The following is a 25,088-nucleotide window of genomic DNA, read 5'->3' on the forward strand; positions in this document are numbered from 1 at the left end:
TGGTGCGCCCCAGGTCAGTCCGCAAGGCGCCGGGCCGCTTCCTGCAGCTTGCTCTGCGCCTCGCGCCGGCGCCCGGCGTCGGCCAGTTCGCGGCCGGAACGTGCGGGCGCTGCCAACGCCTTCTCGAAGCCCTCTTTGGCGCCGCGCCAGTCCTTCTGGTCCCGCAGGAAATCCGCGTAGAAATAGTTGGCATCGATGCCGTCCGGGTCGATCGCCAGGCCCTGGCGCAGCAGGGTTCGCGCGGTGTCGTCGTCGCCGAATCCGAGCGGCCAGCCGGGGACCTGGTAGTACAGCGCGCCCAGGCTGGTGTAGGCGGCGCCATCCAGCGCATCGGGCGCGATCTCCAGGGCCGCCTCGAAATCGGCACGCGCGCGCTTGACCAGGCCAAGCGCGCCCATGCCGCCCTTTTCCCCGGCCAGGCTGGACAGCACGATGCCCTCCCAGATCAGCGCCTCGGCGTCGCGCGGCCGCGCCTGCCTGACCCCCTCCACCTGCCGCGCGAGCTCCTCGAAGGCAGACTCGCGCTGCGCCTTGGGCAGCTGGTAGCTGATCTCGGCCCAACGGTCGCGGATCTGCTCGATCGTCGGCGTGCCCGGTTCGGCCGCCAGCGCGACCCCGACCAGCACCGCGGTGGAGATGAGGATCAGCAGGAGCATGGACTTACTGTGAAACGGGTTCATGGTGGAGGTTCTCCGTAGCGGGCTGTGGTGATCGTCGCGCATGCCGGCGGACGGCGGGCAGGCTTGCCCGCAGGTTTCGGTCGACGAGCCCCGGCAGCAGCCCGTTGAGCCGCGCGAACAGCTTCTCCGGCCACCCGACCTGCAGCCGCGACGTGCCACGCTCGATGGCGGCGACCAGCTGGCGGGCGACATCGGCCGGCGCGTCGCTGGCGACCTTGAGCTCGGCGTTGAGCGCATCGACGGCCGGCGTGTTGAACGGCGTGCGTGTCGCACGTGGCGAGAGGTACTGGAAGCGCAACGGTGTATCGGCGTACTCGCGGGCCAGCGCCTCGGTCAAGCCGCGCAGGCCGAACTTGCTCGCGCTGTAGGCGGCGAATCCGGGGAACGCGAGGCTGCCGAAGGTGGATCCCAGCACCACGACCGCGGCCCGATCTTGCCCGCGCAGCACCGGCAGAAGCGCGTGCAGGAGCAGCAGCGGCGCCACCAGGTTGGTCTGCAGCAGCCGCGCCATCGCCTCGGCGCCCTGATCTTCGAACAGGCCGAAGGCGCTTTGGGCATGACCGAGCACCAGCACCGATGGCGCAGGCCGCAGCGCCCGCGCGGCATCGACCACGCGTGCGCGGCCGTCGTCGCGGGTCAGGTCGGCGGCGACCCACTGCAGGGCGCCGGCCGGCACCTTCCGCACCAGGCGGCGCAGCTTCGCCTCGTCGCGCCCCACCGCCAGCACGCTCGCGCCTGCGGCGGCGAGCGCCACGCACAGCGGCTCACCGATGCCGCCGCTGGCACCGGTCAGGATCACCGTCCGGCCGGCGAGCTTCATCACGCGGCCTCGGCCAGGCGCACGCCATCGGCGCGCAGGGTGCGGAAAATGTCTCCGTACAGCACATAGAACCGGCGCGCGGCGTGGACCACCGCCGCGCGGTCCACCTCGTCGTCCAGGCGGTCCATTAGCCCCTTGAAGAAGCCGACGTGCTCGATGTCCAGATCGCCGTGCGACAGCAGGTAGCTGAACGCGTTGCGCGGCAGCTCGAGAGAAGCCTGCAGCGCGTTGGCCGCGCGCGTGGCCAGGGCGACGCTGGTGCCTTCGAGCACCAGCACCATCCCGAAGAACCCCACCGGGTTGCCCCGGTGGATGGTGTCGTAGGCGTAGCTGACCATCAGCTCGGTGGCCAGCGAGGGCGACGACGACGACGCTGCCGCGCGGTCCCCGCCGCAGGCGGCGATGTCGTCCAGCACCCACTCCTGGTGTCCCATCTCTTCCTCGATGTACTCGCCGATGGCGGTACGCAACCATTCCAGCCGCGCGGGCAGGCGCGCACCGCAGGCCATCAACAGCGGTACGGTGTGGCGCACGTGGTGGTAGGCCTGCTCGAGGAAGGCGACATAGTCGTCCCGCGCGATCCTGCCGGCGAGCGCCGCCTGGATGATCGGGACGGCAAGCAGGCGGTCGCGGTCGCGCGCGGTCTGCGCGGTCAGGTCGTCATGAAAGCTCATGCGGTGGCTCCGGTCGTGGGAACGGTCTGTGGGTGCCGGTAGCAGGCATCGATCTCGGCCTGGTAGCGGGAGAGGACGGCGCCGCGCCGGATGCGGCCATTGGCGGTGGACAGGCCCTTCGCTGCGCTGAAGGGCGCATCGGCACGGACGAATCGCGCGATCCGCGCGTAGTCCGGCAGCCCGGCATTGACCTCGGCCAGCGCGCGCGCGATTCGCGCGTCGTCCAGGTCGCGGCGCCGCGGCACCAGGACGGCGACGTTGTCGGCGCGGCCTTCGCCCCACACCACGGCCTGGCCGATGGCCGGATGCGCCAGCAGTTCGCTCTCCACCCATTCGGGCGAGACGTTGCGGCCGAACGCGGTGATGAAGACGTGCTTGCTGCGGCCGGTGACGTGCACGAAGCCGTCCGCATCGATGCGTCCCAGGTCGCCGGTGCGTACCGGTCCGGCGGGCATGGTTTCGCCGCCGAGGTAGCCGAGCGCCTTCGCGCCGTCGACGCGGATCTCGCCATCGTCCACCGACACCCGCGCATGCGGCAGGACCTGCCCGACGCTGCCGTCGCGCGACGCCTCGGGGCGGTTGAGACAGACCACGGAGGCGCACTCGGTCAGGCCGTAGCCCTCGAAGACCGGCAGGCCCTGCGCTTGGGCGCGCGCCAGCAGACCCGGGCCGATGCGCCCACCGCCGACCGCGATGTACCGCAACGACGCGGGCAACCGGGCGCCCTGTTCCGCCGCCGCCACCAGCGCCAGCAGGAACTGCGGCACCAGGATCACGCTTTCCGGCCGGTAGCGATGCAGGCAACGGAGCAGGGTGGGCACGTCCAGGCCGGAAGCACCGCTGTAGCCGACCTCCGCCAGCGACGGCAGGGCGATCTGGGCGTCCGACAGCAGCGCCGCGTACAGGCCCGCCACGTTCTCGAGCAGCGTCGACAGCGGCATCAGGCAAAGATGGCGCCGCGGGCGAACGGCGGAGGCCGCTTCCACCAGCGAGCCGGCCACGTCGAACAGGGCCTCGGCATCCAGGCACACGCCCTTCGGCAGGCCCGTCGTGCCCGAGGTGTAGGTGACGCATGCGGTGCGCAGGGGCAGCGGCTGAGCGGCGTCGGTCTCCCCCGCCACCCGCCAGCAGGCGAGTCGCTCCCACTCCGGGAAGTCGATGCGGGCCCCGGCCGCCGGCGGCCTGCCGTCGTGGGCACCGGTCACGATGCACTGGGCGCCGCTGCTGGCCACGGCGTACCGCAGCTGCGCCTCGGAAAAGAACGTCGGCAACGGGACGTGCACGGCGCCCGCCGCGCGGATGGCAAGATCCAGCACGAACCAGCCCGGCCCATTGTCCAGGCGGCTGGCGACGCGCCGGGTGCAGGTGCGGGCGAGCCATTCGGCGATCCGCTCGATGCGCGCGGCCAGCTCCCGGTCGCCGAGATCGCCCTGCTCGGCGATCAGGCGCGGACCGCGGCGACGCCCGGGCTCGCGCAGCACGACGTCCATGGGCCGCATCAGCGCACCCCCGCCAGGCACACCGTGGGCGCCGCGCCCGGATCCTCGGCCGGCTGCGTCGCGCCCAGGTAGGCGACGCCTTCGGCCAGGTTTCCACAGACCAGTCGGGGGCGCGATGCGTAGTAGGTTCCCCAGTCGCCGCCGCCCCGCAAGCGCTCGACGCGCGCCTCGGCGAGCTCGATCGTGGGCAGCCGCAGCCGCTGCAGCGCGTTGCGCAACTGCCGGGTCGCCACGAAGAGCACCCATTCCATGCCTGCCGACTGCAGCAGCATGGCGAGCTGCAGGATCAGTTCGCGGGCGATACCGGGGGTGCTGGCGGCGAAGTTGCCCACTTCCGCCACCGCGCGTCGATCGACCCGCGCGATCTCGCGCCAGGCCATGACCCGCTCCACCGGCCCGTCCAGGTACTGCTCGGCGAACAGCCGCCCTTCTCCGCCGGCCCGCAGGCCGACCGCCGCGGAGAGCCGCCCTTCGCCATCGCGGTAGGCGAGCAGGTGCGGAAGGAAGCTACGCAGGCGGGCCCCGTAGCGATCGCGATAGATCCCGGCGATGAAGTTCTCGAGCTCGACGCGATCCGGATCGTCGCGACCGACGAGCGCCACGCTGGCGAAGCGGCCGGGAAGAGGAGCGAGGGAAGCGTGCGGGCGTATCCAGTGCATGGACGGCATGCTGGATTCGCCCGATTAAGGGCCGATTAGCGCGAAGTTAAGCGCCTATTAGGGTTTTGGAAGCGATTCATTGGATCCGCGGCGTGGGTCAGCGGAACTCGAAGAGCTCGTGGCGGAGCGCGCTGTCAGGGATGCCGGCATCGCGCATCATCAGCGAGCGCACCTCGTCCAGCAGGCCCTTGGGGCCGCAGAACGAGATCTGCACATGCGCCGGTCCCGCCGGCGCGGCCGCCTCGGCGAAGCGGCGGCGGAACTCCGGGTCCCTTGGGCCGGTCGCGACGTCGACCAGCGCGACGCCACGCCGCTCGGCCAGCGCCTGCAGGTCGACCGGCTCCGGGAGTTCGCGCCCCGGAGTGTGGAAATGGAAGAAGGTGACCCGTTCGAACCTGTCGCCCTCCTCGTGCAGCCAGGCGATGAAGGGCGTGACGCCCACGCCGCCGGCGATCCAGATCTCGGCGCCCCCCTGCGGCAGGCGCTGGAAGCGACCGAACGGCGCGTACACCTCGGCCACCAGGCCCGGCGCGGCCTCCTGCACCAGACGCGCCGTGTAATCCCCCAGCGAGCGCACCATGAAGGTGATGCTGCCGCCCGCGCTGGCGGCGCTGGCGATGGTGAAGGGATGCGGCTCGCGCAGGCCCTGGCGCTTGAACGACAGGAACGCGAACTGCCCGGGGGCGAAGGGGATCGATTTGCCGACCGGCGCCAGCTGGAGGTGCACCGCGCTGGCGTTGGCGGACACCGCCTGCAGGCGGTATTCGGCATGCTGCGACAACCACGGATACAGGAACAACTTGTATCCCGCCGCCGCCACGCCGAGCCCGGACAGGCCGGCCAGCCACAGTCCCGGCGGGTCGAGCAGCGCCACCGGCGACTTGAAGCTCAGCCAATGGGCTACGACGATCAGGAACAGGGGCCCCGACAGCTTGTGCCACCAGCGCCACACCCGATACGGGATGTTGCGGTTCAAGGCCAGCATGACGATCAGCATCAGCGCCACGAAGCTCAGCTGCCGCACCAACCGCGTGGCGGGGCCGGGCAGGCTGATGATGGCCGCGGTCTCCCACTCCGGACTGCCCGCCTTGAAGACCAGGTGCACCGATGCGAATACCAGCGCCCACACGCCCAGCCATTTGTGCGTCTCGTACACCCGGTCCAGGCCGCCGAAGATCGTCTCGATCCACTTCCAGCGGGCACCGAGCACCGCGGCCATCGCCATGAGCGACATCGCGGCGATGCCCGCGCCGAGACTGAGCGCGGCGGTGCTCCACCACGTCGCGGCTGGGATCGCCGACAACCCCATCGCGAAGCCGACCAGGATCAGGCCAGCCAGCAGGGGTGCAGTGCCGAGCCTCCAGGGCTTCGGCACCCCCGACGCGTTCGCAGGAATCTTCAAGGTGAGCTCCTTGTCCCGCGGCAACTGTTCATTCGGGTACCGGCAGGCACGGCCGCCGAGATGGGGCTTGCCGGCTCCGGCCGAAACATCTTGCCTGCAAGACTGCGCCGACGGGGTGGCGCCGGCATTGATCGAAGTCAACCGCCCGCCTGCGCCGCCGCGCGCCGATCCCGGCATTACCGCCGCGGCTCGAAGTAGCGCACCGCCTCCTCTTCGGTCATCTCGTAGCGCGGCGCCAGGTGCGGCAGCAGCAGGCGCAGCCAGGCGCGGTTGGCCAGCTGGGTTTCCCGCGGGCAGCCGCGCGCGCGCGTCGCCGGCAGGTCGCCGGCGCCGACGATGCCGGCGTACTCGACCGGATCGGTACCGTAGATCAGGCACTGCAGGTTGAAGTAGCGCTGCTCGCCGAGCGCATGCTCGGCGGCGTAGGCGTGCAGGTCGTAGGCGCCGGTGCTGCGCGAGAGCATCCAGTCCGCCGCCATGCGCAGGTTGTCGATCACGTCGGCCGGGGTTTCATCGAGCGCGGCGAAACGCAGCATCAGGATCGCCGCGAGCTGGTCGACCGCGTCCTCCTGCCGGCCGGTGACCGGAAGGTCCAGCAGGTGCACCAGCGCATGACCGGTTTCGTGCAGGACGATGAAGCGCACATTGGCGCGGGTGTAGCGCAGCGGGTGGTCCGCGCCGAAGCCGCCTGCCGCCTGCTGCGCCTGGCCGCGCTCGTACAGGGTACGCAGGGTTTCGTAGCAGAGCACCACCTCGGCGGCGGCGGGCCGGTAAAAGGCGCCGAACTCGCCGCACTCGGCAGTGACATACCGCAGCCGCCGCGGCAGCGCGAACACCCCTTCGATCGCCTGGATCTCCGGCAGCCTGCGCAGCAGGTCGGCCTCGCGCACGCGTACGTGGATCCGCTGCAGGTCGGGCGACTGCGGTTGCGCATAGGCGTACTCGAACGCGGGGCCAGCCGGCCGCGCGGTCGCGCCCGCCGGCACCCGCCTGGCGCGCACGATCGCTCGCGCCGGCGTCCGCGCGATCGAGCCTTGCGCGATTGCCGTATTCCGCTCCGCCACCGGCGGGCCACCACCTGCGCATCCAACGATGGCCAACGCCGGCACGAGCGACAGCCCGGCGATCCAGGCAGTGAACGACATCCGGGTCTCCTGGCTGCCCGCGCCCGCGTCGGCGCGGTGCGCGGCGCGCTGGAAGTGCATGGGTGGCGGCGTTTCGCGACCGGGCGCGAGCGACGGGCGCCCGCAGCGCCTCGATGCCGCGATTCCGCCTTGCCCCGTTCCAACATCTTATTACACCGCGGACTTGCGGCAAGCCCACCGTCCCGGTGCCCAATCGCCATCCCGAACGAACAGCGCAATGGGAGCGGCGACATGCAAATGAATGGAACTGGACATGCGGTGGCGATCGCCGGCGCCGGCCCGACCGGGCTGATGCTGGCGGGCGAGCTGGCGTTAGCCGGGGTGGACGTGGCGATCGTCGAGCGGCGCACCAGCCAGGACCTGCCCGGCGCCCGCGCCGGCGGGCTGCACGCGCGCACCATCGAGGTGCTCGACCAGCGCGGCATCGCCGACCGCTTCCTGGCCGAGGGCCAAGTGGCGCAGGTCGCCGGGTTCGCCTCGGTGACCCTGGACCTCGGCGGCTTTCCCACCCGCCATCCCTACGGGCTGGCGCTGTGGCAGAAGCACATCGAGCGCATCCTCGCCGGCTGGGTGGAGGAGCTCGGGGTGCCGATCCTGCGCGGGCGCGAGGTCACCGGATTGGCGCAGGACGAAAGCGGCGTCGACGTGCTGCTGGCCGACGGCGGCACGCTGCGGGCGCAGTACCTGGTCGGCTGCGACGGCGGCCGCAGCCGGGTCCGCAAGGCCGCCGGCATCGGCTTCCCGGGCTGGGACCCGACCGTCAGCCACCTGATCGCCGAGGTCGAGATGACGCAGGTGCCGGAGTTCGGCGTGCATCGGAATGCCTACGGCACGCACGCCTTCGGCCGGCTGCAGTACGAGATCCGCGACGGCGAGGTGATCTACGCCGACGCCGGGCCGGTCAGCGTGATGGTGACCGAAGCGCATCCCGGCGCCACCGGCGAGCCGACCCTGCAGGACCTGCGCACGGCGCTCGTCGCCGCCTGCGGCATCGACTACGGCGCGCACAGCCCCGCCTGGATCTCCAGGTTCACCGACGCCAGCCGCCAGGCCGCCGCCTATCGCGACCGGCGCGTGCTGCTGGCCGGCGACGCCGCCCACGTGCATGCGCCCGACGGCGGACAGGGCCTCAACACCGGCGTGCAGGACGCGGTCAACCTCGGCTGGAAGCTGGCCCAGGTGGTAAAGGGGATCTCGCCGGAGGCGCTGCTCGACAGCTACCACGCCGAGCGCCACCCGATCGCCGCCCGGGTGCTGCGCACCACCATGGCCGCGGTGGCGCTGCGCCGCCCGGACGAACGCACCAACGCGCTGCGCGAGACCGTCGCCGAACTGCTGGGCATGGAGCAGCCGCGCAGACACTTCGCCGCGATGCTCTCCGGCCTCGGCACCCACTACGACTTCGGCCCCGGCCATCCCCTGGTTGGCCGGCGCATGCCCGACCTGGACCTGGCCACCGCCGCCGGCCGATCGCGGGTCTACGACCTGCTACACGACGCCAAGCCAGTGCTGCTGAACCTGGGTGCGGCCGGCGGTGTCGACCTCGGACCGTGGGCGGACCGGGTGAAGCTGGTCGACGCCAAATATGCCGGCCGTTGGGAGCTGCCGGCACTGGGCGAGGTGCCGGCCCCGGATGCGGTCCTGGTCAGGCCCGACGGCTACGTGGCCTGGGTGGGCGAGCGGACACGGCAAGGGCTTACGGACGCGCTTGCCGCCTGGTGCGGGCCGCCAGCTGCGGGGTAGCGCGGCGTCGAACGGCGCGAGCAATTCTTCATGGCCGCACTAGCGTGGGTCGACCGCAACGAGCGACGGGGATATCGAGTGTGGTGGGCCCACCAGGATTCGAACCTGGAACCAAGGGATTCGCGTAGCCCGGAGGTTTCCCCCCGGCGCGGACTATCTCTTCACCCTCCGCCGCATGCACCGGCATGCGGCGGGTGGGGTGCGGGACGCTCGAGCCTGTGATCAAGGGCACTGCAGCCCCCAGGTAGTCTCTGCACCTTCCGGCGGTGTACCGCCGGCTTGGCTCAGGGTTGCCACCGTCCGCGCCAGGCGCGCCGCTGAGGTTTCCCTGAATTCATCCCGTTCCCGTCCGCGCGTTACCGCGCGGCGGCACCTTTCGATGAGTCCCCTGCTCTAACCATTGAGCTATAGGCCCGTGGGACGAATCTTACCCACTACGGTCCGCCAGCGGGCATCGTGGACGCGGATCCGGCGCCCGCGGCCACGGCCGCGGGGTCGCCGTGCCCTAGCGTTCTCCCGACATCGAGTAAGGCAGTTCGGCCCCTGCACCCGGCCAGTCCCGGTTCGGCGCGGCCTGCATGGTGAAGCGGAGCTCGCCGCCGGCCAGGATCTCGTCGTGGCGGAGGAAGGCGCGGCGCAGCGGTTCGCCGTTGAGGGTGGCCGAGGCGATGTAGCCGTGGCCCTGGTCGAGGCCCTCGGCGACGATGGTGAAGGACTTGCCGTCGGGCAGGTGCAGGGTGGCGCGCGGCAGGAACGGGCGTCCGATGACGTATTCGCCGCTGCCCGGCGCCACCGGGTAGAAGCCGAGCGCGGTGAACAGGTACCAGGCGGACATCTGGCCGAGGTCGTCGTTGCCGGCCAGGCCGTCGGGGCGCGCGGCGTACTGCGAGTCCATGATCCGGGCCAGCCGCGCCTGGGTGCGCCAGGGCTGGCCGGCGTGGGCGTACAGATAGGCGACGTGGTGGCTGGGCTCGTTGCCGTGCGCGTACCAGCCGATCAGGCCGGTGATGTCCTCCATGTGCGCGAACACGGCCGGGTCCACGTCGGCCTCGAACACCTCGTCGAGCCGCGCCAGCAGCGCGTCGGCGCCACCATGCGCGGCGGCCAGGCCGGCGACGTCGTGCGGCACGTACCAGGAGTACTGCCAGGCGTTGCCCTCGGTGTAGTCGCTGCCGTAGCCGCTGACGGTGGGGTCGAAGGGCTCGCGGAAGCCGCCGTCGCGGTTGCGCGCGCGCATGAAGCCGGTATCGCGGTCGTAGACGTTGCGCCAGTTGCCGGCGCGGCGCCGGAACTCGCTGGCGACGTCGTCGCGGCCCATCGCCGCGGCCATGCGCGCGATGGTCCAGTCGCCGTAGGCGTACTCCAGGGTCTTCGAGGCGGCCTCGCCCTCCTCGTCGATCGGCACCCAGCCCAACTCCATGTACTGGCGCAGGCCGTCGTAGGGGCCGTAGCTGGCGCTGGCGACCATGGCGTCGAGGGCGGCGTCGGCATCGAAGCCGCGGATGCCCTTGAGGTACGCGTCGGCGATCACCGGCACCGCGTGGTAGCCGATCATGCACCAGGTCTCCAGGCCGTGGAACGACCACACCGGCAGGATTCCGTAGGGGCTGTGGCGCTGGTGCGCGAGCAACGACTGGATGAAATCGGCGTTGCGCGCCTCGGGCTGCACCAGGGTCAGCAGCGGGTGCAGCGCGCGATAGGTGTCCCACAGCGAGAAGGTCGAGTAGTGGGTGAAGCCGTCGGCCCGGTGCACGGCGTTGTCGGGGCCGCGGTAGCGGCCGTCGCTGTCCATGAACAGGCTGGGGCCCATCAGCGTGTGGTAGAGCGCGGTGTAGGCGGCGGTGCGGGCGTCCTCCGGCGCTTCCACCTCGAGCACCGAAAGCGCCTCGGCCCACTGCCGCTTCGCGTCGGCGCGCACGCGGTCGAAGTCGAAGTCCGGCACCTCGGCGTCGAGGTTGGCGATAGCGCCGGCCTCGCTGACCGGGGAGATCGCCAGCTTCGCCACCAGCGGACCGTCCATGGCGCTGCCGAAGTCGAAGCTGGCGACCAGCTGCCGGCCCTCGATCTGCGCGCGCTCCGCCGGCTCGTCGGCGCCCGGAGGCGGGAAGCCCTTGTAGGGGATGTCCTGCTCGGTGTTGTGCAGCGCGTGCGTACGCGGCGGCCGCGAGAACCGCAGCGCGAAGTACAGCTGCCGGCCCGGCGCCCAGCCGCGAGTCTCGCGGAAGCCGGTCACGGTGCCGTCGTCGCGCACCCGGATCCGCGACCAGGAGATCTTGCCGGGGTAGTCGTAGAGGCTGGTGCGCAGGTCCAGCAGCACGTGCGCGGGCGCGCCCTCGGGGAAGGCGTAGCGGTGCACGCCGACCCGCGCGCTGGCGGTGAGTTCGGCGCGCACGCGGTAGTCGTCCAGGGTGACCGCGTAGTAGCCCGGCTCGGCCACCTCGTCGTCGTGGCGGAAGCGCGAGCGGTAGCCGCTGCCGGGCACGTCGGGGTCGCCGCGCTCGAGTTTCGGCGTGCCGGTCACCGGCATCAGCAGCACGTCGCCGAGGTCGGAATGGCCGGTGCCGGAGAAGTGGGTGTGGGAGAAGCCGACGATGCCGTCGTCGTCGTAGCGGTAGCCGGCGGCCCAGTCGTAGGCCTGCGCACGCGGCTGGATGCGGGTGTCGGGGCTGAGCTGGACCATGCCGAACGGCACCACCGCGCCGGGGAAGGTGTGGCCCTCGCCGCCGGTGCCGATGAAGGGATCGACCGCGGCCCAGGCCGCTTCACCGCGTTCGTCCGCCGCGGCGGATAGCGCCGCGGCCATTCCCAGCAGCAGCCCCGTCGCCACGCGCCATGCTCCGCTTGTCATCGCCACCCCCGCCGATTGGATCGATCCAATCGAAACCCTAGCACCGCCCGCCGGGTTCCGGCACGTTGCGGCGCAAAATGCGCGTGTCTTACCGCCTACCGTGGCGGCAGCATGGCTGCAGCTCCGCCCCAGCCGCGCAGGGCCGCAGCCCCTGTAGGAGCGGCCCATCGCCGCCAAGGCAGCGGGCGGCTCCGGCCGGGCGGGCGGGCGGTGATTCCGGGTCCGGCTGGCGACGCCGGCCTTCGCGTGCATGGCACGCTCCTGCGGTGGCGGCAGGATGCGATGAGGCCGCCAACGCGAACGGCCCGCGGGGGCGGGGCCGTTGCGTCGGGTACTGTGACAGCGCACGGCGGGACGGCGCGCGCCGGCGCCGCCGCGGCTCAGTCGATGTCGAGGAAACTCCGCAGCTGCTCCGAGCGGCTGGGATGACGCAGCTTTCGCAGCGCCTTGGCCTCTATCTGCCTGATCCGCTCGCGGGTGACGTCGAACTGCTTGCCGACCTCTTCCAGGGTGTGATCGGTGTTCATGTCGATGCCGAAGCGCATGCGCAGCACCTTGGCCTCGCGTGGGGTCAGCCCGGCGAGCACGCCGTGGACGGTCTCGGACAGGTTGATGTTGGTGGTGGCCTCGACCGGGGACTCGACGTTGGTGTCCTCGATGAAGTCGCCCAGGTGGGAGTCCTCGTCGTCGCCGATCGGGGTCTCCATGGAGATCGGCTCCTTGGCGATCTTCATCACCTTGCGGATCTTGTCCTCGGGCATCTCCATTTCCTTGGCCAGCTCCTCCGGCGTGGCCTCGCGGCCGTACTGCTGGAGCATCTGCCGGGAAATGCGGTTGAGCTTGTTGATCGTCTCGATCATGTGCACCGGGATGCGGATGGTGCGCGCCTGGTCGGCGATCGAACGCGTGATCGCCTGGCGGATCCACCAGGTGGCGTAGGTCGAGAACTTGAAGCCGCGGCGGTGCTCGAACTTGTCCACCGCCTTCATCAGGCCGATGTTGCCCTCCTGGATCAGGTCGAGGAACTGCAGCCCGCGGTTGGTGTACTTCTTGGCGATCGAGATCACCAGGCGCAGGTTGGCCTCGACCATCTCCTTCTTGGCCTTGCGCGCCTTGGCCTCGCCGTAGGCCATGGTGCGGTTGATCTCCTTGAGGTCGGCCAGGGTGACGGTCATGGCCTTCTCGATCGAGGCGATCGACTCCTGCTCGCCGACGATCTGGTCCTTGACCTCGCGCAGGCCCGAGGACCACTTCTGCTTGCGCTTGAGCATCTCGTCGACCCAGCCGGTATTGGTCTGGTTGCCTTCCCAGGCGCGCAGGAAGTCCTTGCGCGGCATCTTCGCCACGCGCGTGGACAGGTCGAGGATGCGGCGCTCGTGGTCCTTGATCTCGCCCACCACCTCGCGCAGCTTGCGCACCAGGGTGTCGACCAGCGGTAGCGGCAGCTTCAGGGTCATCACCTGCGCGGCCATGTCCTCGCGCAGCTTCAGCGCCGACTTGTGGGTCGGGCCGTGCTTGGCGTAGGTCTTCTGGAACTTGGCGTGCAGCTGTGCCAGCTCCTCCATGCGCCGCGCGACCTCTTCGGGGTCGGGGCCGGTGGGACCGGCCTCCTCGGTGTCGTCGTCGTCGTCGCTGTCGTCGTCGGAGTCGTCGTCGTCGCTGTCGTCCTTGGCCGCAGGCTTGGCGGACGGCTTGTCGTCGGCGGCGGCAGCGGCGGCAGCGGCCTCCTCTTCGAGGTGGTCGTTGAAGCCGACCACGATCTCGGCCAGGCGCTTCTTGCCGGCCTTGTGCAGCTCGTAGTCCTCCAGCAGCAGCTGCACCGACCACGGGAAGCTGGCCAGCGAAGCCAGCATCTGGTGCAGGCCTTCCTCGATGCGCTTGGCGATGGCGATCTCGCCCTCGCGGGTCAGCAGCTCCACGGTGCCCATCTCGCGCATGTACATGCGCACCGGGTCGGTGGTGCGGCCGCCCTCGGCGTCGAGCGCGGTCAGGGTGGCCGCGGCCTCCTCGGCGGCGGTGTCGTCGACGTCGCGGTTGCCGGTGGAGTCGCCGGCCAGCAGCAGCTGCTCGGCATCGGGGGTGCTCTCGTGCACCTCGATGCCCATGCCGTTGATCATGCCGATGATGTCTTCGATCTGCTCCGGATCGACCAGGTCGTCGGGCAGGTGATCGTTGACCTCGGCGTAGGTCAGATAGCCCTGTTCCAGGCCCTTGCTGATCAGCTGCTTGATGTCGGACTGCGGCGCCGCCTGACGTTCGTTGGCCATAGAATCGCGCTACCAGGGAGGAGGAAAAAAGTGAACCCGTAATTATACCAGCCGCCCTCTCCGCCGTCCTTGGAAGGGGGCCGTGGGGTGCGGGGGACGGGGGTCTTCAGGACCGCAGCAGGAAGCTCACAGGTCCGTCGTTGACCAGGCTGACTTCCATATGGGCACCGAACCTGCCGGTTTCCACCCCGGGAAGGTGCTTTTGCCGGCAGATCGCCGCCAGCTCGCTGAAGATGCGTTCAGCTTCGGCCGGCGCGGCCGCGGTGCTGAAACCCGGGCGCATCCCCGAGCGGGTATCGGCGGCCAGGGTGAACTGGCTCACCAGCAGCAGGCCGCCGCCGGTGTCCGCCAGCGAACGGTTCATTCGCCCCTCCGCGTCGGCGAACACCCGGTAGCCGAGCAGGCGGTCGGCCATGCGCCGGACCTGGGCGGCCGAGTCGCCCGGCTCCACTCCGACCAGCGCCAGCAGGCCAGGCCCGATCCTGCCCACGATCTGACCGTCGACGGCGACGCTGGCCCGGGAGACGCGCTGGATGAGGGTGAGCATGGGGTGGGAGCGTGATTCGTGATTCGGGGGTCGGCACGTCGACGGCGATGTCGGCGTCGGGACCGGGCGATGGGGTGTCGGGATCGAAGGCACAAGCGGGTGCGCCGCCACCGCAGGATAAGGGGTCGCGGCCGCGCCTTCCCGCCCGCCCCGCTTCCTGCAGCCCTCCCGGCTAGACTTGCGCGATGACCCGCGCTGCCGCCGCCCTGCTCTACGCGCTCGCCGCCGGCTTCGCCCGGCTGCCTTGGCCGGTGCTGTACCGGATCGGCGACGCACTGGCGTGGCTGTGGCGGCGGCTGGATGCGCGGGAGAGCTTCGTGGCACGCCGCAACCTGGAGATCGCCTACCCGGAACTGCTGCCCGGGCAGCGCGAGGGATGGCATCGCGAGATCCTGCGCACCACCGCACGCCAGTTCCTGGAGACGCTGGTCTTCTGGACCCGTCCGCCGGCAAGCAACCTGGCCCTGATCCGCCAGACCCAGGGGGTGGAACTGTTCGACGCCGCGCTGGCGTCCGGGCGCGGACTGATCGTGGCCGCGCCGCACTACGGCAACTGGGAGCTGCTCAATCAGTGGCTGGCCTGGCGCACGCCGATCTCGGTGCTGTACCGGCCGCCGGACGCCGCCATCGGCGAGGCCTTTCTGCGGCGCGTGCGCGCCGGCGCCGGGGCCAACGTCACCCAGGTGCGCGCCGAAGGGCCTGCGGCGGTGCGCCAGCTGCTGCGCCTGCTCAAGGACGGCGGCGTCACCGGCATCCTTCCCGACCAGCAGCCCAAGGTCGGCGACGGCGAGCACGTGCCGTTCTTCGGCATGGACGCGCTGACCATGACCCTGCTCGGGCGCCTGGCCGCCCGGACCGGCGCCACGGTGCTGTTCGCCTACTGCGAGCGTATCGGCCCGGAGCCGACATTCGCGCTGCGGATCGAGGCCGCGCCGGAAGCGATCGCCGATCCGGACCCGCGCACGGCCACCACCGCGCTCAACGCCGCGGTCGAGCGCATCGCCCGCCGCGATCCGGCGCAGTACCAGTGGACCTACAAGCGCTGGCGCTGGCGCCCGGCCGGCAGCGGCGAACCCAATCCCTACCAGAAGGCATCCGGATGATCGACATCGAAGACCTCGGCATGAGCGCGCCGGCCGGCCCCGCGGTGCCGGAGGGCGACGCGGGCTGGCAGCCGCTGCCGCGGCGGGCGCGCACGCTGTTCATGCTGGCCGGCGCGGTCGGGCCGCTGATCCCGGCGGCGATCACCCTGGCCGCGGGGGGCATGGTGCTGCTGCACCTGCCGCGGGTGCTGGCGGCGGCGGCGCTGGGCTGGCTGCTGTTCCTGCTGTTCTCGGTGTGGCTGGGCCACAAGAAGTACCGCTACACCCACTGGCTGCTCGACGACGACGGTTTCGCCCTGCGCCGCGGGCGGCTGTGGCGCAGCGAGACCCGGGTGCCCGGCTCGCGGGTACAGCACATCGATATCCGCCGCGGACCGCTGGAGCGGCGCTTCGGCCTGTCCACGCTGGTGATCCACACCGCCGGCTCCCGCCAGAGCGCGGTGACCGTGCAGGGCCTGGACGCCGACGACGCCGAGCGCCTGCGCGATCATCTCGCCCAGCGGGTCGAGCACGATGACGACGAGTCCTGAGCCCGCCGCCGGGGCGCCGGCACCGGAGGCGGCGCTGCCCACCGAGGTCGAGCGCCGCCTGCACCCGCTGTCGTGGCTGTTCGTGCTGCTGACCCAGCTGCGCCAGTTCCTGGTACCGCTGGTCGCGCTGCTGCTGTTCGGCGGACGCGCCAGCAGCTACCAGATGGTGCCGGCGCTGGTGGCGGTGGTGGCCATCGCGGCGCTGTCGGTGTGGCGCTATTTCACCTATCGCTACCGCATCGGCAACGACAGCATCTTCGTGCGCAGCGGCCTGTTCGAGCGCAGCCTGAGGCAGATCCCGTTCTCGCGCATCCACGACGTGGCGGTGCATCAGTCGCTGCTGCACCGCATCTTCGAGGTCGCCGAGGTACGCCTGGAATCGGCCAGCGGCAACAAGCCCGAGGCGCGGATGCAGGTGCTGCGCCAGGAGGAGGCGCTGGCGCTGGAACGGCTGGTGCGGCGCCGCGGCGAGACCGTCTCCGGCGACGGCGCGGCGGCGCAGGCGGGGCCCGACGGCGACCTGCTGCTGGCATTGCCGACGCCGGAGGTGGTCCGGCTCGGGCTGGTGTCCAACCGCGGCATGGTGATCGTGGCCGGCGCCTTCGCGCTGTCCTGGCAAGTGTTGCCCGACCGCGTGGCCGCCGACGCGTTCACCGGGCTGGGACGCCGGCTGACCGGCTACGCCGACAGCATCGGTGCCGACTGGCTGGCGCGCGGCCTGGGTATCGCGGCCCTGGTGGTGCTGGCGCTGGCGCTGGTGCGGCTGCTGTCGGTGGCGCTGGCCCTGGTGCAGTACCACGGTTTCCGCCTGGAGCAGCACGGCCGCCGCCTGACCGCCGGCCGCGGCCTGCTCACCCGCCGCCGCAACAGCGTGCCGCGCCGGCGCATCCAGGCCTGGACCCTGCAGGAGACCCTGCTGCACCGCCTGCTCGGCCGCCGCAGCCTGCGCATCGATACCGCGGTGGTGGAGCAGGGCAACGAGGAGCGCGGCCTGGCCGAGCTGGCGCCGATCGCCACCCCGCGGGCCTGCGACGCCCTGGTCGGCCACCTGCTGCCGCAGGCGGCGTGGCCGCCCGCAGCCTGGCAGCCGCTGCACCGGCGCGCCTGGATGCGCCTGGCCCTGGGCGGATGCCTGGTCGCCCTGGTGCTGGTCGCGGCGATCGGCTGGCACTTCGGCGCCTGGGGACTGCTCGGCCTGCTGTGGATCCCCTGGGCGATCTTCGTCGCCCGCCAGCACGCGCGACGCGCCGGCTACGCGCTCGACGACCAGCTGGTCGCGGTACGCGAAGGTTGGTGGTCGCGCCACTGGCGCTTCGCCGAGATCGGCAAGCTGCAGGCGCTGCAACTGCGGCAGTCGCCGCTGGACCGCTGGTTCGGCATGGCCTCGCTGTGGCTGGACAGCGCCGGCACCGGCGCGCTGGCGCCGCCGCTGCGCATGCGCTACCTGCCCGAGGCCGAGGCGCGCGCGCTGTTGGCGCGCATCGGCGGCGCGGTGGCGCGCAGGAGGCTGCGATGGTGAATCGCCGCGCCTCGTGCCTGCGCCCGGATAGCCCCCCCATCCCGAACCGAGTGACGCCATGAAGGTGCTGGTGACCGGCGGCGCCGGCTACATCGGCTCGCACATGGTGAAGCTTCTCGCCGCCAGCGGGCTGTCCCCCGAGGTGGTCGACGACCTGAGCGGCGGACGCCGCGAGGCAGTGGTCGATGCGCCCCTGCACGTCGGCGACGTCGGCGACAGCGCCTTCATCGACGCGGTACTGGCCCGGACCCGCCCCGCAGCGGTGATGCACTTCGCCGGCTCCATCCAGGTCGGCGAGTCGATGCGCGAGCCCGCGCGCTACTACCGCAACAACCTGGTCGCCACCCTGGCGCTGCTGGATGCGATGCGCCGGCACGGGACGACCCGCCTGGTGTTTTCCTCCACCGCGGCGATCTTCGGCAATCCCGTACACGTCCCCATCGGGGAGGATCACCCCAAGGCGCCGATCAATCCATACGGGCGCAGCAAATGGATGGTCGAACAGGCACTCGCGGACCACGACGCCGCCTACGGGCTGAAATCGGTGTGCCTGCGCTATTTCAACGCCGCCGGCGCGGACCCGGACGGTGTGCTCGGCGAATGCCACGACCCGGAGACCCATCTGATTCCGCTGGTCCTGCAGGTGGCGTCCGGGCGCCGGCCGCACATCGCCATATACGGCGACGACTACCAGACCGCGGACGGCACCTGCGTGCGCGACTACATCCACGTGCAGGACCTGTGCGAGGCGCACCTGCTGGCGCTGCGGTACCTCGCGGCAGGCAGCGCCAGTACAGGGTTCAACCTCGGCAACGGTCACGGCTTCAGCGTGCGCGAAGTGATCACGGCGGCGCGCCGGGTAACCGGCCACCCGATCCCCGAAGTGCTGCAGGCGCGCCGCGCGGGAGACCCGCCGAGCCTCGTGGCGGACGCGCGCCGTGCCCGCCAGACGTTGGGGTGGCAGCCACGCCACGCCGACCTGGACACCATCATCGGCCACGCCTGGAGCTGGGAACTCCGGCACGCCTGCTGGACTCGCCCATGAAGCTCCGGATCCTGCACGTCACCACCATCACGGAATGGCGCGGCGGCGATGCCCAGATGTACCAGCTCTACGGGCTGCTCGAGCCGGACCCGGATTTCGAGCAGTGGATCCTGTGTCCGGCCGATTCCGTACTGGCGGGGAAGTGCCGCGACGACGCTGCGCGTTGCGTCACCTACGCCAAGACGCGTCTCAAGCTGCTTAATGCGGTGCGGGCCATCGTCTCCACCTGCCGGCGCGAGCGCGTCGACGTGATCCACGCCCACGATTCTTCCGCGCTCAACGCCTGCCTCCTCGCGATGCGTCTGCTGCCCCGATGCGTGAAGCTGGTGCTGAGCCGCAAGCGGAACAATCCCATCGGCGGCAACCCGCTGAGCCGCCGCAAGTACGCCAACCGGCGGATCGCGCGCATCGTCTGCGTATCGGACGCGGTGGCGGGGGTCTTCGACGGCGTGGTCGATCCTTCGCGGCTGCTGACCATCCACGATGCCGTGGACGTGGACGCAATCGCCGCGCTCGGGCGACACGGCCGAGCGCATCGCGAGTTCGGGTTAGCGCCCGGCACCCGCCTGGTCGGCAATCTCGCCGGGCATACGGCGCAGAAGGATCTGCCCACCTTCCTGCGCACCGCGGCGGAGATCCTTCGCCTGAAGCCCGGATCGATGCCGGTGCGCTTCCTCCTGGTGGGCGACGGGCCGCAGCGTGCGCAGCTGGAGGCCCTGGCGGCCGAACTCGGGATCGCCGACGCGGTGGTCTTCACCGGCCACCGCCGCGACGGCCTGGAGCTGCTGGCCGAGCTGGACGTGCTGCTGATCAGCTCCGTCACCGAGGGGCTTCCGCTCACGGTGTACGAAGCCTTCGCCGCCGGCGTGCCGGTGGTGGCTACGGATGCCGGAGGCATCCGCGAGGTCGTGCACTCCGGCCGCACCGGCTTCGTCGTCCCGACCGGCGACAGCGCGGGGCTGGCGCGCCACGTGCTGGAGATACTCGCAGACGATACGCTCGCGGAGCGCCTGCGTGCGGAAGCATTCGCGCTGGTGCGGGCCGGGCACACTCCGCCGGTGTTCCGCGATCGCTACCGCGCGTTCTATCGCGGACTCGCCGGCCCCTGATCTCACTCGCCGCCCGTCGGCGCACCGCCGACCCGCAACCACGGATCCCCAAGATGTCCCTCGAAGCCCATCCCGTCCAGTCGGAGAGCACCGGATGACAGCACCTCCCCTGGTCGTTCGCTGTGGCGCGATGGGCGACATGGTGATGCTGACCTCGCTGATGCGCCTGGTCGCCGCGCGTCACGGCAGCAAGGTGGACGTGGTCAGCTCCGGCGGCTGGACCGCCCCGGTGATGGCGCACGAGCCCACCCTCGGCCACCTGCAGCTGGTCACCAGTCGCAAGACGCCCTACCTGCTCTGCCCCAGCCAGTGGGCGCTGGTGCGCTGGCTGCGCGGCCGCGGACGCGGCCCGGTCTACCTGTGCGACCCCGACCCCGAAATCCGCCGCCTGCTGCTGCGCGGCGGCGTGCGCGAGGAGGACATGGTCGAGCGGACACCCGACGAGATCGCCACGCCGATGCTGTGGCCGGACCGCTGGATGCTGTTCGGCCAGCGCGATCCCGCCCGCCGCCATGCCGTGGCCGAAGTGGATCCCGCGCCGTTTCGCCTGCCGCGGCTGGTGGTGCCCGAGGCGTCGCGCGAGGCGCTTGCGCGGTGGCTGGAGAGCGAAGGCCTGACCGGTCCGCTGGTACTGTTCCAGCCCGGCAACAAGCGCACCCACAAGCGCGGCAAGGTGATGACCGCCGACCACCCCAAACACTGGGCCCCGGAGCACTGGGCGGCGGTGGCGCGGGCGGTGCTGGAGGCGCTGCCGGAAGCACACGTGCTGCTTTGCGGCTCTCCTCCCGAGCACGCGGTGCTGGAGGACATCCGGAGCGCTGCCGACGGCGACCCGAAGGTGCGCAATCTCGCCAACGACCTGCCGATTCCACGGCTGTTCGCGCTGCTGGAGCAGGCGCACAGCATGGTCTCCGTGGACACCGGGCCTGCACATGCCGCCGCCGCGCTGGGCTGCCCGCTGGTGGTGTTGTTCGGCGCCGCGCCGGCAGCGCTGTGGCGGCCGATCGGCGGCGGCCCGATCGCCGTGCTCGGCGGCGAGCGGGGCGCGGACAGTCGCGTGTCCGACATCGATCCACGCAGGGTGGTGGAGGAATGGCGGGGGCTCCCGTCCCGCGCCTGACCGGGCGCACGGCCTCAGCCCGCCGGCAGCCGCCGCAGGCGCGCGAGGAAGAATCCGTCCATGCCCTTCTCGCCGGGCAGGCGCTGGCGGCCAGGGCCGTCGCGACGGCCGCAGGCCGCGCCGGGATCCTCGGCGCGGGCGTCGGGGGTGCGGGCCAGGAAGGCCTGTACCTGATCGGCGTTCTCCTCGCGCAGGATCGAGCAGGTGGCGTAGACCAGCGCGCCACCCGGGGCGAGCACCTGCCACAGTGCGTCCAGCAGCCGCGCCTGTAGCGCGACCAGCGCAGCGAGGTCGCGCGCGCGCCGGTGCAGCAGCACGTCGGGCTGCCGGCGCACGATGCCGGTGGCCGAGCAGGGGGCGTCCAGCAGCACCGCATCGAAGGGCACGCCGTCCCACCAGCGCGCCGGCTCGGCGGCATCGGCCGCCTGCAGCACCGCGGAGACGTCTGGCACCAGCCGCGCCAGGGTCTCGCCGACGCGCTGCAGGCGCGCGGCGTCGACATCGAGCGCCGTCAGCCGCAGGCTCGACTCGCGCTCGAGCAGGTGCGCGGCCTTGCCGCCCGGCGCGGCGCAGGCATCGAGCACCCGCGCCCCGGGCGCCGGCGCCAGCACGTCGACGACCCGCTGCGCGGCCGCGTCCTGCACCGACACCGCGCCCTCGGCGAAGCCGGGCAGCGCCGCCACCGGCAACGGCGCATCCACGCGCAGGGCGTCGTCGAGCCCTTCGGCGGCGGCCGCCTCGATGCCCGCCTCGCGCAGGCGCGCGGCATAGGCGTGGCGGTCGCCATGGCGGCGGTTGACGCGCAGCCACAGCGGCGCGGGCGTGGCGCTGGCGGCGAAGATCGCATCGATGTCCTCCGGCCAGTCGGCGCGCAGCCGGGCCTGCAGCCAGTCCGGCCAGGCTGCGGCGGGATCGCCCGGCGGCAGACCCTCGCGCTGCGCGCGCCGCAGCAGCGCGTTGACCATGCCCGCCTGGTGCGCGCGACCCAGGCTGCGTGCCGCCTCCACGGTGGCGGCGACGGCGGCGTGCGGCGGCAGCCCCAGTGGATCGAGCTGGGCGAAACCGGCGTGCAGCAACGCGCGCAGGGGGCGGTCGCGGGCGGCGAGCGGGCGCGCCATCCAGGCGTCCAGCGCGGTGTCGTAGCGCGCGCGCTGGCGCAGCGCGGCAAAGCAGATCGCCTCGACCAGAGCGCGGTCGCGCAGGTCGGGTAGCGTCGGCAGCGCCGTCGCCAACTCGGTGCGCAGCGAGCGGCCGCGGTGCAGGACCGCGTCGAGGACGCGGGCGGCGACGACTCGCGCCCCCGCTCCGTCGCTCATGCGGGCAGGTCGCGGCGGGCGTTGAGGTAGTCGGCGGCGGTGATGGCCTTGCCGCCGGCGCGCTGCAGGGTGCGGATGCGCAGCGCGCCCTCGCCGCAGGCGACGTCGATGCCGTGCCGACCGGCCGCCAGCACCGTGCCGGGGGCGGCCTGATGATCGAGCGGCACCGCTACCGCGGCGTGGATCCGCAGCCGCTCACCGGCCACCTCGGCCTCGGCCATGGGCCATGGGTTGAAGGCGCGCACGCGGTTGGCCAGAACCTGCGCCGGCTGCGTCCAGTCCAGGCGCGCTTCGGCCTTGTCCAGCTTGCGGGCGTAGGTGACGCCCTCCTCCGGCTGAGGCCGCGCGACCGGGCGGATACCGGCGCGCAGCAGGCCCAGGCCGTCGCCGAGCACCTGCGAGCCGAGCACGGCGAGGCGATCGTGCAGTTCGCCGCCGGTCTCGTGTTCGCCGATGTCGATGCTCTGCGACAGCAGCACCGGCCCGGTATCCAGCCCCTTCTCCATCCGCATCAGGCAGACGCCGGTCTCGGTGTCGCCGGCCTCGATCGCGCGCTGCACCGGCGCCGCGCCGCGCCAGCGCGGCAACAGCGAGGCATGCACGTTCCAGCAGCCTTCTTCGGGGATGTCCAGGATCGACTGCGGCAGCAGCAGCCCGTAGGCCACGACCACCATCAGGTCCGGGCGCAGCGCGCGCAGCGCCTCGCGCTCGGCGCGCGAGCGCAGGGTCTGCGGCTGGCGCACCTCGAACCCGCGTTCCAGCGCCTCGCGCTTGACCATCGACGGCGTCAGCGCGCGGCCGCGGCCGGCTGCCCGGTCGGGCTGGGTGTAGACGGCCACGATCTCGGCCTTGTTCGCCGCCGCGCGCAGCGACGGCACGGCGAATCCGGGGGTGCCGGCGAAGACGATTCTCATGGTGGGGAATCGGGAATCGGGAATCGGGAATCGGGAATGGTAAAGGCTAAAGAACTGGGCGCCCTATCCGCGACCGATTGGCAGCCGCGAAGCGCTGTTCCGATTCCCGATTCCCGACTCCCGATTCCCGGCGCGCCTCAGGCGCGCTTCCTCAACTTCGCCAGCTTCTTCAGCGCCATCTCGCGCTTGAGCGGCGACAGGTGGTCGATGAACAGCTTGCCTTCGAGGTGGTCGACCTCGTGCTGGATGCAGGTCGCCAGCAGGCCGTCCACGCGCATGGCGAAGGGCTTGCCGTGGCGGTCCAGGGCCTCGACCTCGATGCCGTCGGCACGGGTGACGTCGGCATAGACGCCCGGGATCGACAGGCAGCCCTCCTGGTGCACCCGCAGCTCCTCCGATCGGGCACGGATCACCGGGTTGACGAACACCAACGGCTGGTCCTTGCCCTCGGTCACGTCGACGATCATGAATCGGTCCAGCACGTCGACCTGCGGGGCGGCCAGGCCGATGCCGGGGGCCTCGTACATGGTCTCGAACATGTCGTCGAGGCGGCGCTGGAACGCCGGATCGGCGATCCGGTCCTGCGCCACGGGCTCGGTCGGCTTGCGCAGGTGCGGGTGGGGATACTCGAGAATCGGCAGCTGGGACATGGCGGGGAAAAGGTGGCGTGGATCACAACCGTGGGTGCTGGCGTCATTGTAACGCCGGGCGGGCTTGCGTTGGCCCCGCGTTTCTGGGCTATAGTGCCCGCGCTGCAAGGGGAAATCTCCAAGGGGAGCAGGTAGATGGCCGGCATGCTTCAGCGCCTTTCTCGGGGGCTTCGTACGGTTTGCGCCGTATCGTTGCTCACCGTTGCGACTTACGCCGCTGCCCAGGGGGTACGCGGCGATCATCCCGATACATACGTGGTCCAGCGCGGCGACACCCTGTGGGGCATCGCCGGCAAGTTCCTGGAACGACCATGGCTGTGGCCGGAAATCTGGCAGGCGAACCCGCAGATCGAGAATCCGCATCTCATCTATCCGGGCGACGTGATCAGCTTGGCCTACCTGGACCGGGTGGCGCTGCAGCCCGGCCCACGCCAGGACGCCGCGCCGATCGACGCGATCCCGCTGTCGGACATCGAGCCGTTCCTGAAGGACCTGCGCGTGGTCGACGAGTTCGAGCACCTGCCCTACGTGGTCGGGCTCGAGGAGGATCGGCTGCGCGTCGTCGAGGGGCAGGTGGCCTACGTCCGCGGGATCGGCGCGTCCAGCCCCGGCGACCGCTTCGCCGTGGTGCGGCCGACCACCCGCTACCACCATCTGACGCGCAGCGGCCTGTGCTGCGACACCTTCTCCACCCGCGACCTCGATTTCCGCGGCCGCAGCACCCTGGATACCCGGCAGTACTGGGCGGACGTGGTGATGCCGGACAAGGGCAAGGAAGTGCTGGGCTATGAGCTGGTGCAGGTCAATACCGGCACCGTGACCCGCGGCGAGGTCGGCGGCATCCAGGCCAGCACCCTGGTGCTCGACGACCAGGGCCGCGAGGTGCGCGTCGGCGACCGCCTGATCCAGGTCGATCCGCAGCCCTACGACCTGCAGTTCTTCCCGCACCCGCCGGCGCAGCAGACCGACTACGGCCGCGCGCGGGTGCTGGCCGTGGCCGACATGATGACCGCCGGCGGCCCGCGCGACGTGATCGCCATCTCAGTGGGCGCGCGCGAGGGCGTGGACAACGGCACCGTGTTCTCGCTCTGGCGCGAAGGCACCAACACCATCGACCGCGTCGAGAAGGGCCCCGACCGCGATGCCGACACGGTGTTCTTCGAGAACAAGGTGCGGCTGCCGGACGAGTTCTCGGGCCACGCCATGGTGTTCCGCACCTACGACAAGGTCGCCTACGCCCTGATCATGGACAGCATCAAGCCGACCCGCGTGGGCTATCACCTGAAGCATCCGGACGCGCCCTACTGAGCCATCCTCGGTTCGGGAAAATCCTACGCTGCAACGCGACGGCGCCCTAGGGCGCCGTCGTCGTGTCCGGCCTAGGCTGGAGCGATGAACGCCGCGCCCGCGTCAGGCTCCGCACCCCTCGCAGTTCGCCGGCACGGCGCGGACGAGGACCGCATCGCCCTGTTGCGCCTGCTCGCCGCCGGCGGCGCCG

The 25,088-nt window shown here is 71.5% G+C and carries 21 protein-coding genes; 8 read left to right on the forward strand and 13 right to left on the reverse strand.

Annotated elements, in window-relative coordinates:
* Positions 1-14 precede the first annotated feature (14 nt).
* The 7 genes from H0E84_RS15875 to H0E84_RS15905 form a co-directional block, all read right to left on the reverse strand.
* Complete coding sequence (locus tag H0E84_RS15875; RefSeq protein WP_425600498.1) at positions 15-680, reverse strand: tetratricopeptide repeat protein; 666 nt, start codon at positions 678-680, stop codon at positions 15-17.
* A complete protein-coding gene (locus H0E84_RS15880) occupies positions 661-1,500 on the reverse strand; it encodes an SDR family oxidoreductase (protein WP_180679617.1) in 840 nt (279 codons plus the stop codon). Before H0E84_RS15880 ends, H0E84_RS15875 begins: the two co-directional genes overlap by 20 nt.
* Entirely contained in the window at positions 1,500-2,174 is a 675-nt protein-coding gene (locus tag H0E84_RS15885) for an iron-containing redox enzyme family protein (protein WP_180679618.1), read from the reverse strand. Before H0E84_RS15885 ends, H0E84_RS15880 begins: the two co-directional genes overlap by 1 nt.
* Complete coding sequence (locus tag H0E84_RS15890; RefSeq protein ID WP_180679619.1) at positions 2,171-3,673, reverse strand: AMP-binding protein; 1,503 nt, start codon at positions 3,671-3,673, stop codon at positions 2,171-2,173. The genes H0E84_RS15885 and H0E84_RS15890 overlap by 4 nt, the downstream gene beginning before the upstream one ends.
* The gene (locus H0E84_RS15895; RefSeq protein ID WP_180679620.1) at positions 3,673-4,332 is read right to left on the reverse strand and encodes a thermostable hemolysin; all 660 of its coding nucleotides are present in this window, start codon (positions 4,330-4,332) and stop codon (positions 3,673-3,675) included. The genes H0E84_RS15890 and H0E84_RS15895 overlap by 1 nt, the downstream gene beginning before the upstream one ends.
* 97 nt (positions 4,333-4,429) lie before the next feature.
* Positions 4,430-5,734 (reverse strand): ferredoxin reductase family protein, encoded by a 1,305-nt coding sequence (locus H0E84_RS15900; RefSeq protein ID WP_180679621.1) that lies wholly within the window; start codon positions 5,732-5,734, stop codon positions 4,430-4,432.
* A 176-nt stretch (positions 5,735-5,910) separates the two neighbouring features.
* On the reverse strand, positions 5,911-6,879 hold the full coding sequence (locus H0E84_RS15905) for a DUF4344 domain-containing metallopeptidase (protein ID WP_180679622.1): 969 nt from the start codon (positions 6,877-6,879) through the stop codon (positions 5,911-5,913).
* Positions 6,880-7,110: 231 nt separating this feature from the next.
* Between H0E84_RS15905 and H0E84_RS15910 the strand changes: the two genes are divergently transcribed.
* Complete coding sequence (locus H0E84_RS15910; RefSeq protein ID WP_219339780.1) at positions 7,111-8,622, forward strand: FAD-dependent monooxygenase; 1,512 nt, start codon at positions 7,111-7,113, stop codon at positions 8,620-8,622.
* Positions 8,623-9,127: 505 nt separating this feature from the next.
* Here the strand turns inward: H0E84_RS15910 and H0E84_RS15915 are convergent.
* The 3 genes from H0E84_RS15915 to dtd all read right to left on the reverse strand — a co-directional run bounded on the left by H0E84_RS15915 (position 9,128) and on the right by dtd (position 14,284).
* A complete protein-coding gene (locus H0E84_RS15915) occupies positions 9,128-11,425 on the reverse strand; it encodes a GH92 family glycosyl hydrolase (RefSeq protein ID WP_257644259.1) in 2,298 nt (765 codons plus the stop codon).
* 425 nt (positions 11,426-11,850) lie between these two features.
* Entirely contained in the window at positions 11,851-13,737 is a 1,887-nt protein-coding gene (rpoD, locus tag H0E84_RS15920; RefSeq protein ID WP_180679624.1) for an RNA polymerase sigma factor RpoD, read from the reverse strand.
* Positions 13,738-13,843: 106 nt separating this feature from the next.
* The gene (gene dtd / locus H0E84_RS15925; protein ID WP_180679625.1) at positions 13,844-14,284 is read right to left on the reverse strand and encodes a D-aminoacyl-tRNA deacylase; all 441 of its coding nucleotides are present in this window, start codon (positions 14,282-14,284) and stop codon (positions 13,844-13,846) included.
* Between the two features lie 185 nt (positions 14,285-14,469).
* On the opposite strand from dtd, the gene H0E84_RS15930 reads away from it, so the two are divergent.
* From H0E84_RS15930 to H0E84_RS15955, 6 genes are all read left to right on the forward strand, one after another.
* A complete protein-coding gene (locus tag H0E84_RS15930; protein WP_180679626.1) occupies positions 14,470-15,387 on the forward strand; it encodes a lauroyl acyltransferase in 918 nt (305 codons plus the stop codon).
* 20 nt (positions 15,388-15,407) lie between these two features.
* A complete protein-coding gene (locus tag H0E84_RS15935; RefSeq protein WP_257644260.1) occupies positions 15,408-15,917 on the forward strand; it encodes a PH domain-containing protein in 510 nt (169 codons plus the stop codon).
* Positions 15,901-17,436, forward strand: coding sequence for a PH domain-containing protein (locus H0E84_RS15940; protein WP_180679628.1), 1,536 nt, complete (start codon positions 15,901-15,903; stop codon positions 17,434-17,436). The genes H0E84_RS15935 and H0E84_RS15940 overlap by 17 nt, the downstream gene beginning before the upstream one ends.
* Positions 17,437-17,494: 58 nt before the next feature.
* Entirely contained in the window at positions 17,495-18,481 is a 987-nt protein-coding gene (gene galE / locus H0E84_RS15945; RefSeq protein ID WP_180679629.1) for a UDP-glucose 4-epimerase GalE, read from the forward strand.
* Positions 18,478-19,590, forward strand: coding sequence for a glycosyltransferase (locus H0E84_RS15950; RefSeq protein ID WP_180679630.1), 1,113 nt, complete (start codon positions 18,478-18,480; stop codon positions 19,588-19,590). Before galE ends, H0E84_RS15950 begins: the two co-directional genes overlap by 4 nt.
* A 94-nt stretch (positions 19,591-19,684) precedes the next feature.
* Positions 19,685-20,710: a glycosyltransferase family 9 protein gene (locus H0E84_RS15955; protein ID WP_180679631.1), complete on the forward strand. Its 1,026-nt coding sequence runs from the start codon at positions 19,685-19,687 to the stop codon at positions 20,708-20,710.
* 14 nt (positions 20,711-20,724) lie between these two features.
* On the opposite strand, the gene rsmB is transcribed toward H0E84_RS15955, so the two are convergent.
* The 3 genes from rsmB to def form a co-directional block, all read right to left on the reverse strand.
* Positions 20,725-22,026: a 16S rRNA (cytosine(967)-C(5))-methyltransferase RsmB gene (gene rsmB, locus H0E84_RS15960; RefSeq protein WP_180679632.1), complete on the reverse strand. Its 1,302-nt coding sequence runs from the start codon at positions 22,024-22,026 to the stop codon at positions 20,725-20,727.
* Positions 22,023-22,940 carry a methionyl-tRNA formyltransferase gene (fmt, locus tag H0E84_RS15965; RefSeq protein WP_180679633.1) on the reverse strand — a complete coding sequence of 306 codons (918 nt, stop codon included), beginning with the start codon at positions 22,938-22,940 and terminating at the stop codon, positions 22,023-22,025. The genes rsmB and fmt overlap by 4 nt, the downstream gene beginning before the upstream one ends.
* 137 nt (positions 22,941-23,077) lie before the next feature.
* Positions 23,078-23,590, reverse strand: coding sequence for a peptide deformylase (gene def, locus H0E84_RS15970; RefSeq protein ID WP_180679634.1), 513 nt, complete (start codon positions 23,588-23,590; stop codon positions 23,078-23,080).
* A gap of 144 nt (positions 23,591-23,734) precedes the next feature.
* Here def and H0E84_RS15975 point away from each other — a divergent pair, with 144 nt between their 5' ends.
* Positions 23,735-24,898 (forward strand): LysM peptidoglycan-binding domain-containing protein, encoded by a 1,164-nt coding sequence (locus H0E84_RS15975; protein WP_180679646.1) that lies wholly within the window; start codon positions 23,735-23,737, stop codon positions 24,896-24,898.
* The last annotated feature ends 190 nt before the right edge of the window (positions 24,899-25,088 follow it).

Source organism: Luteimonas salinisoli, assembly GCF_013425525.1.
Taxonomy (GTDB): domain Bacteria; phylum Pseudomonadota; class Gammaproteobacteria; order Xanthomonadales; family Xanthomonadaceae; genus Luteimonas; species Luteimonas salinisoli.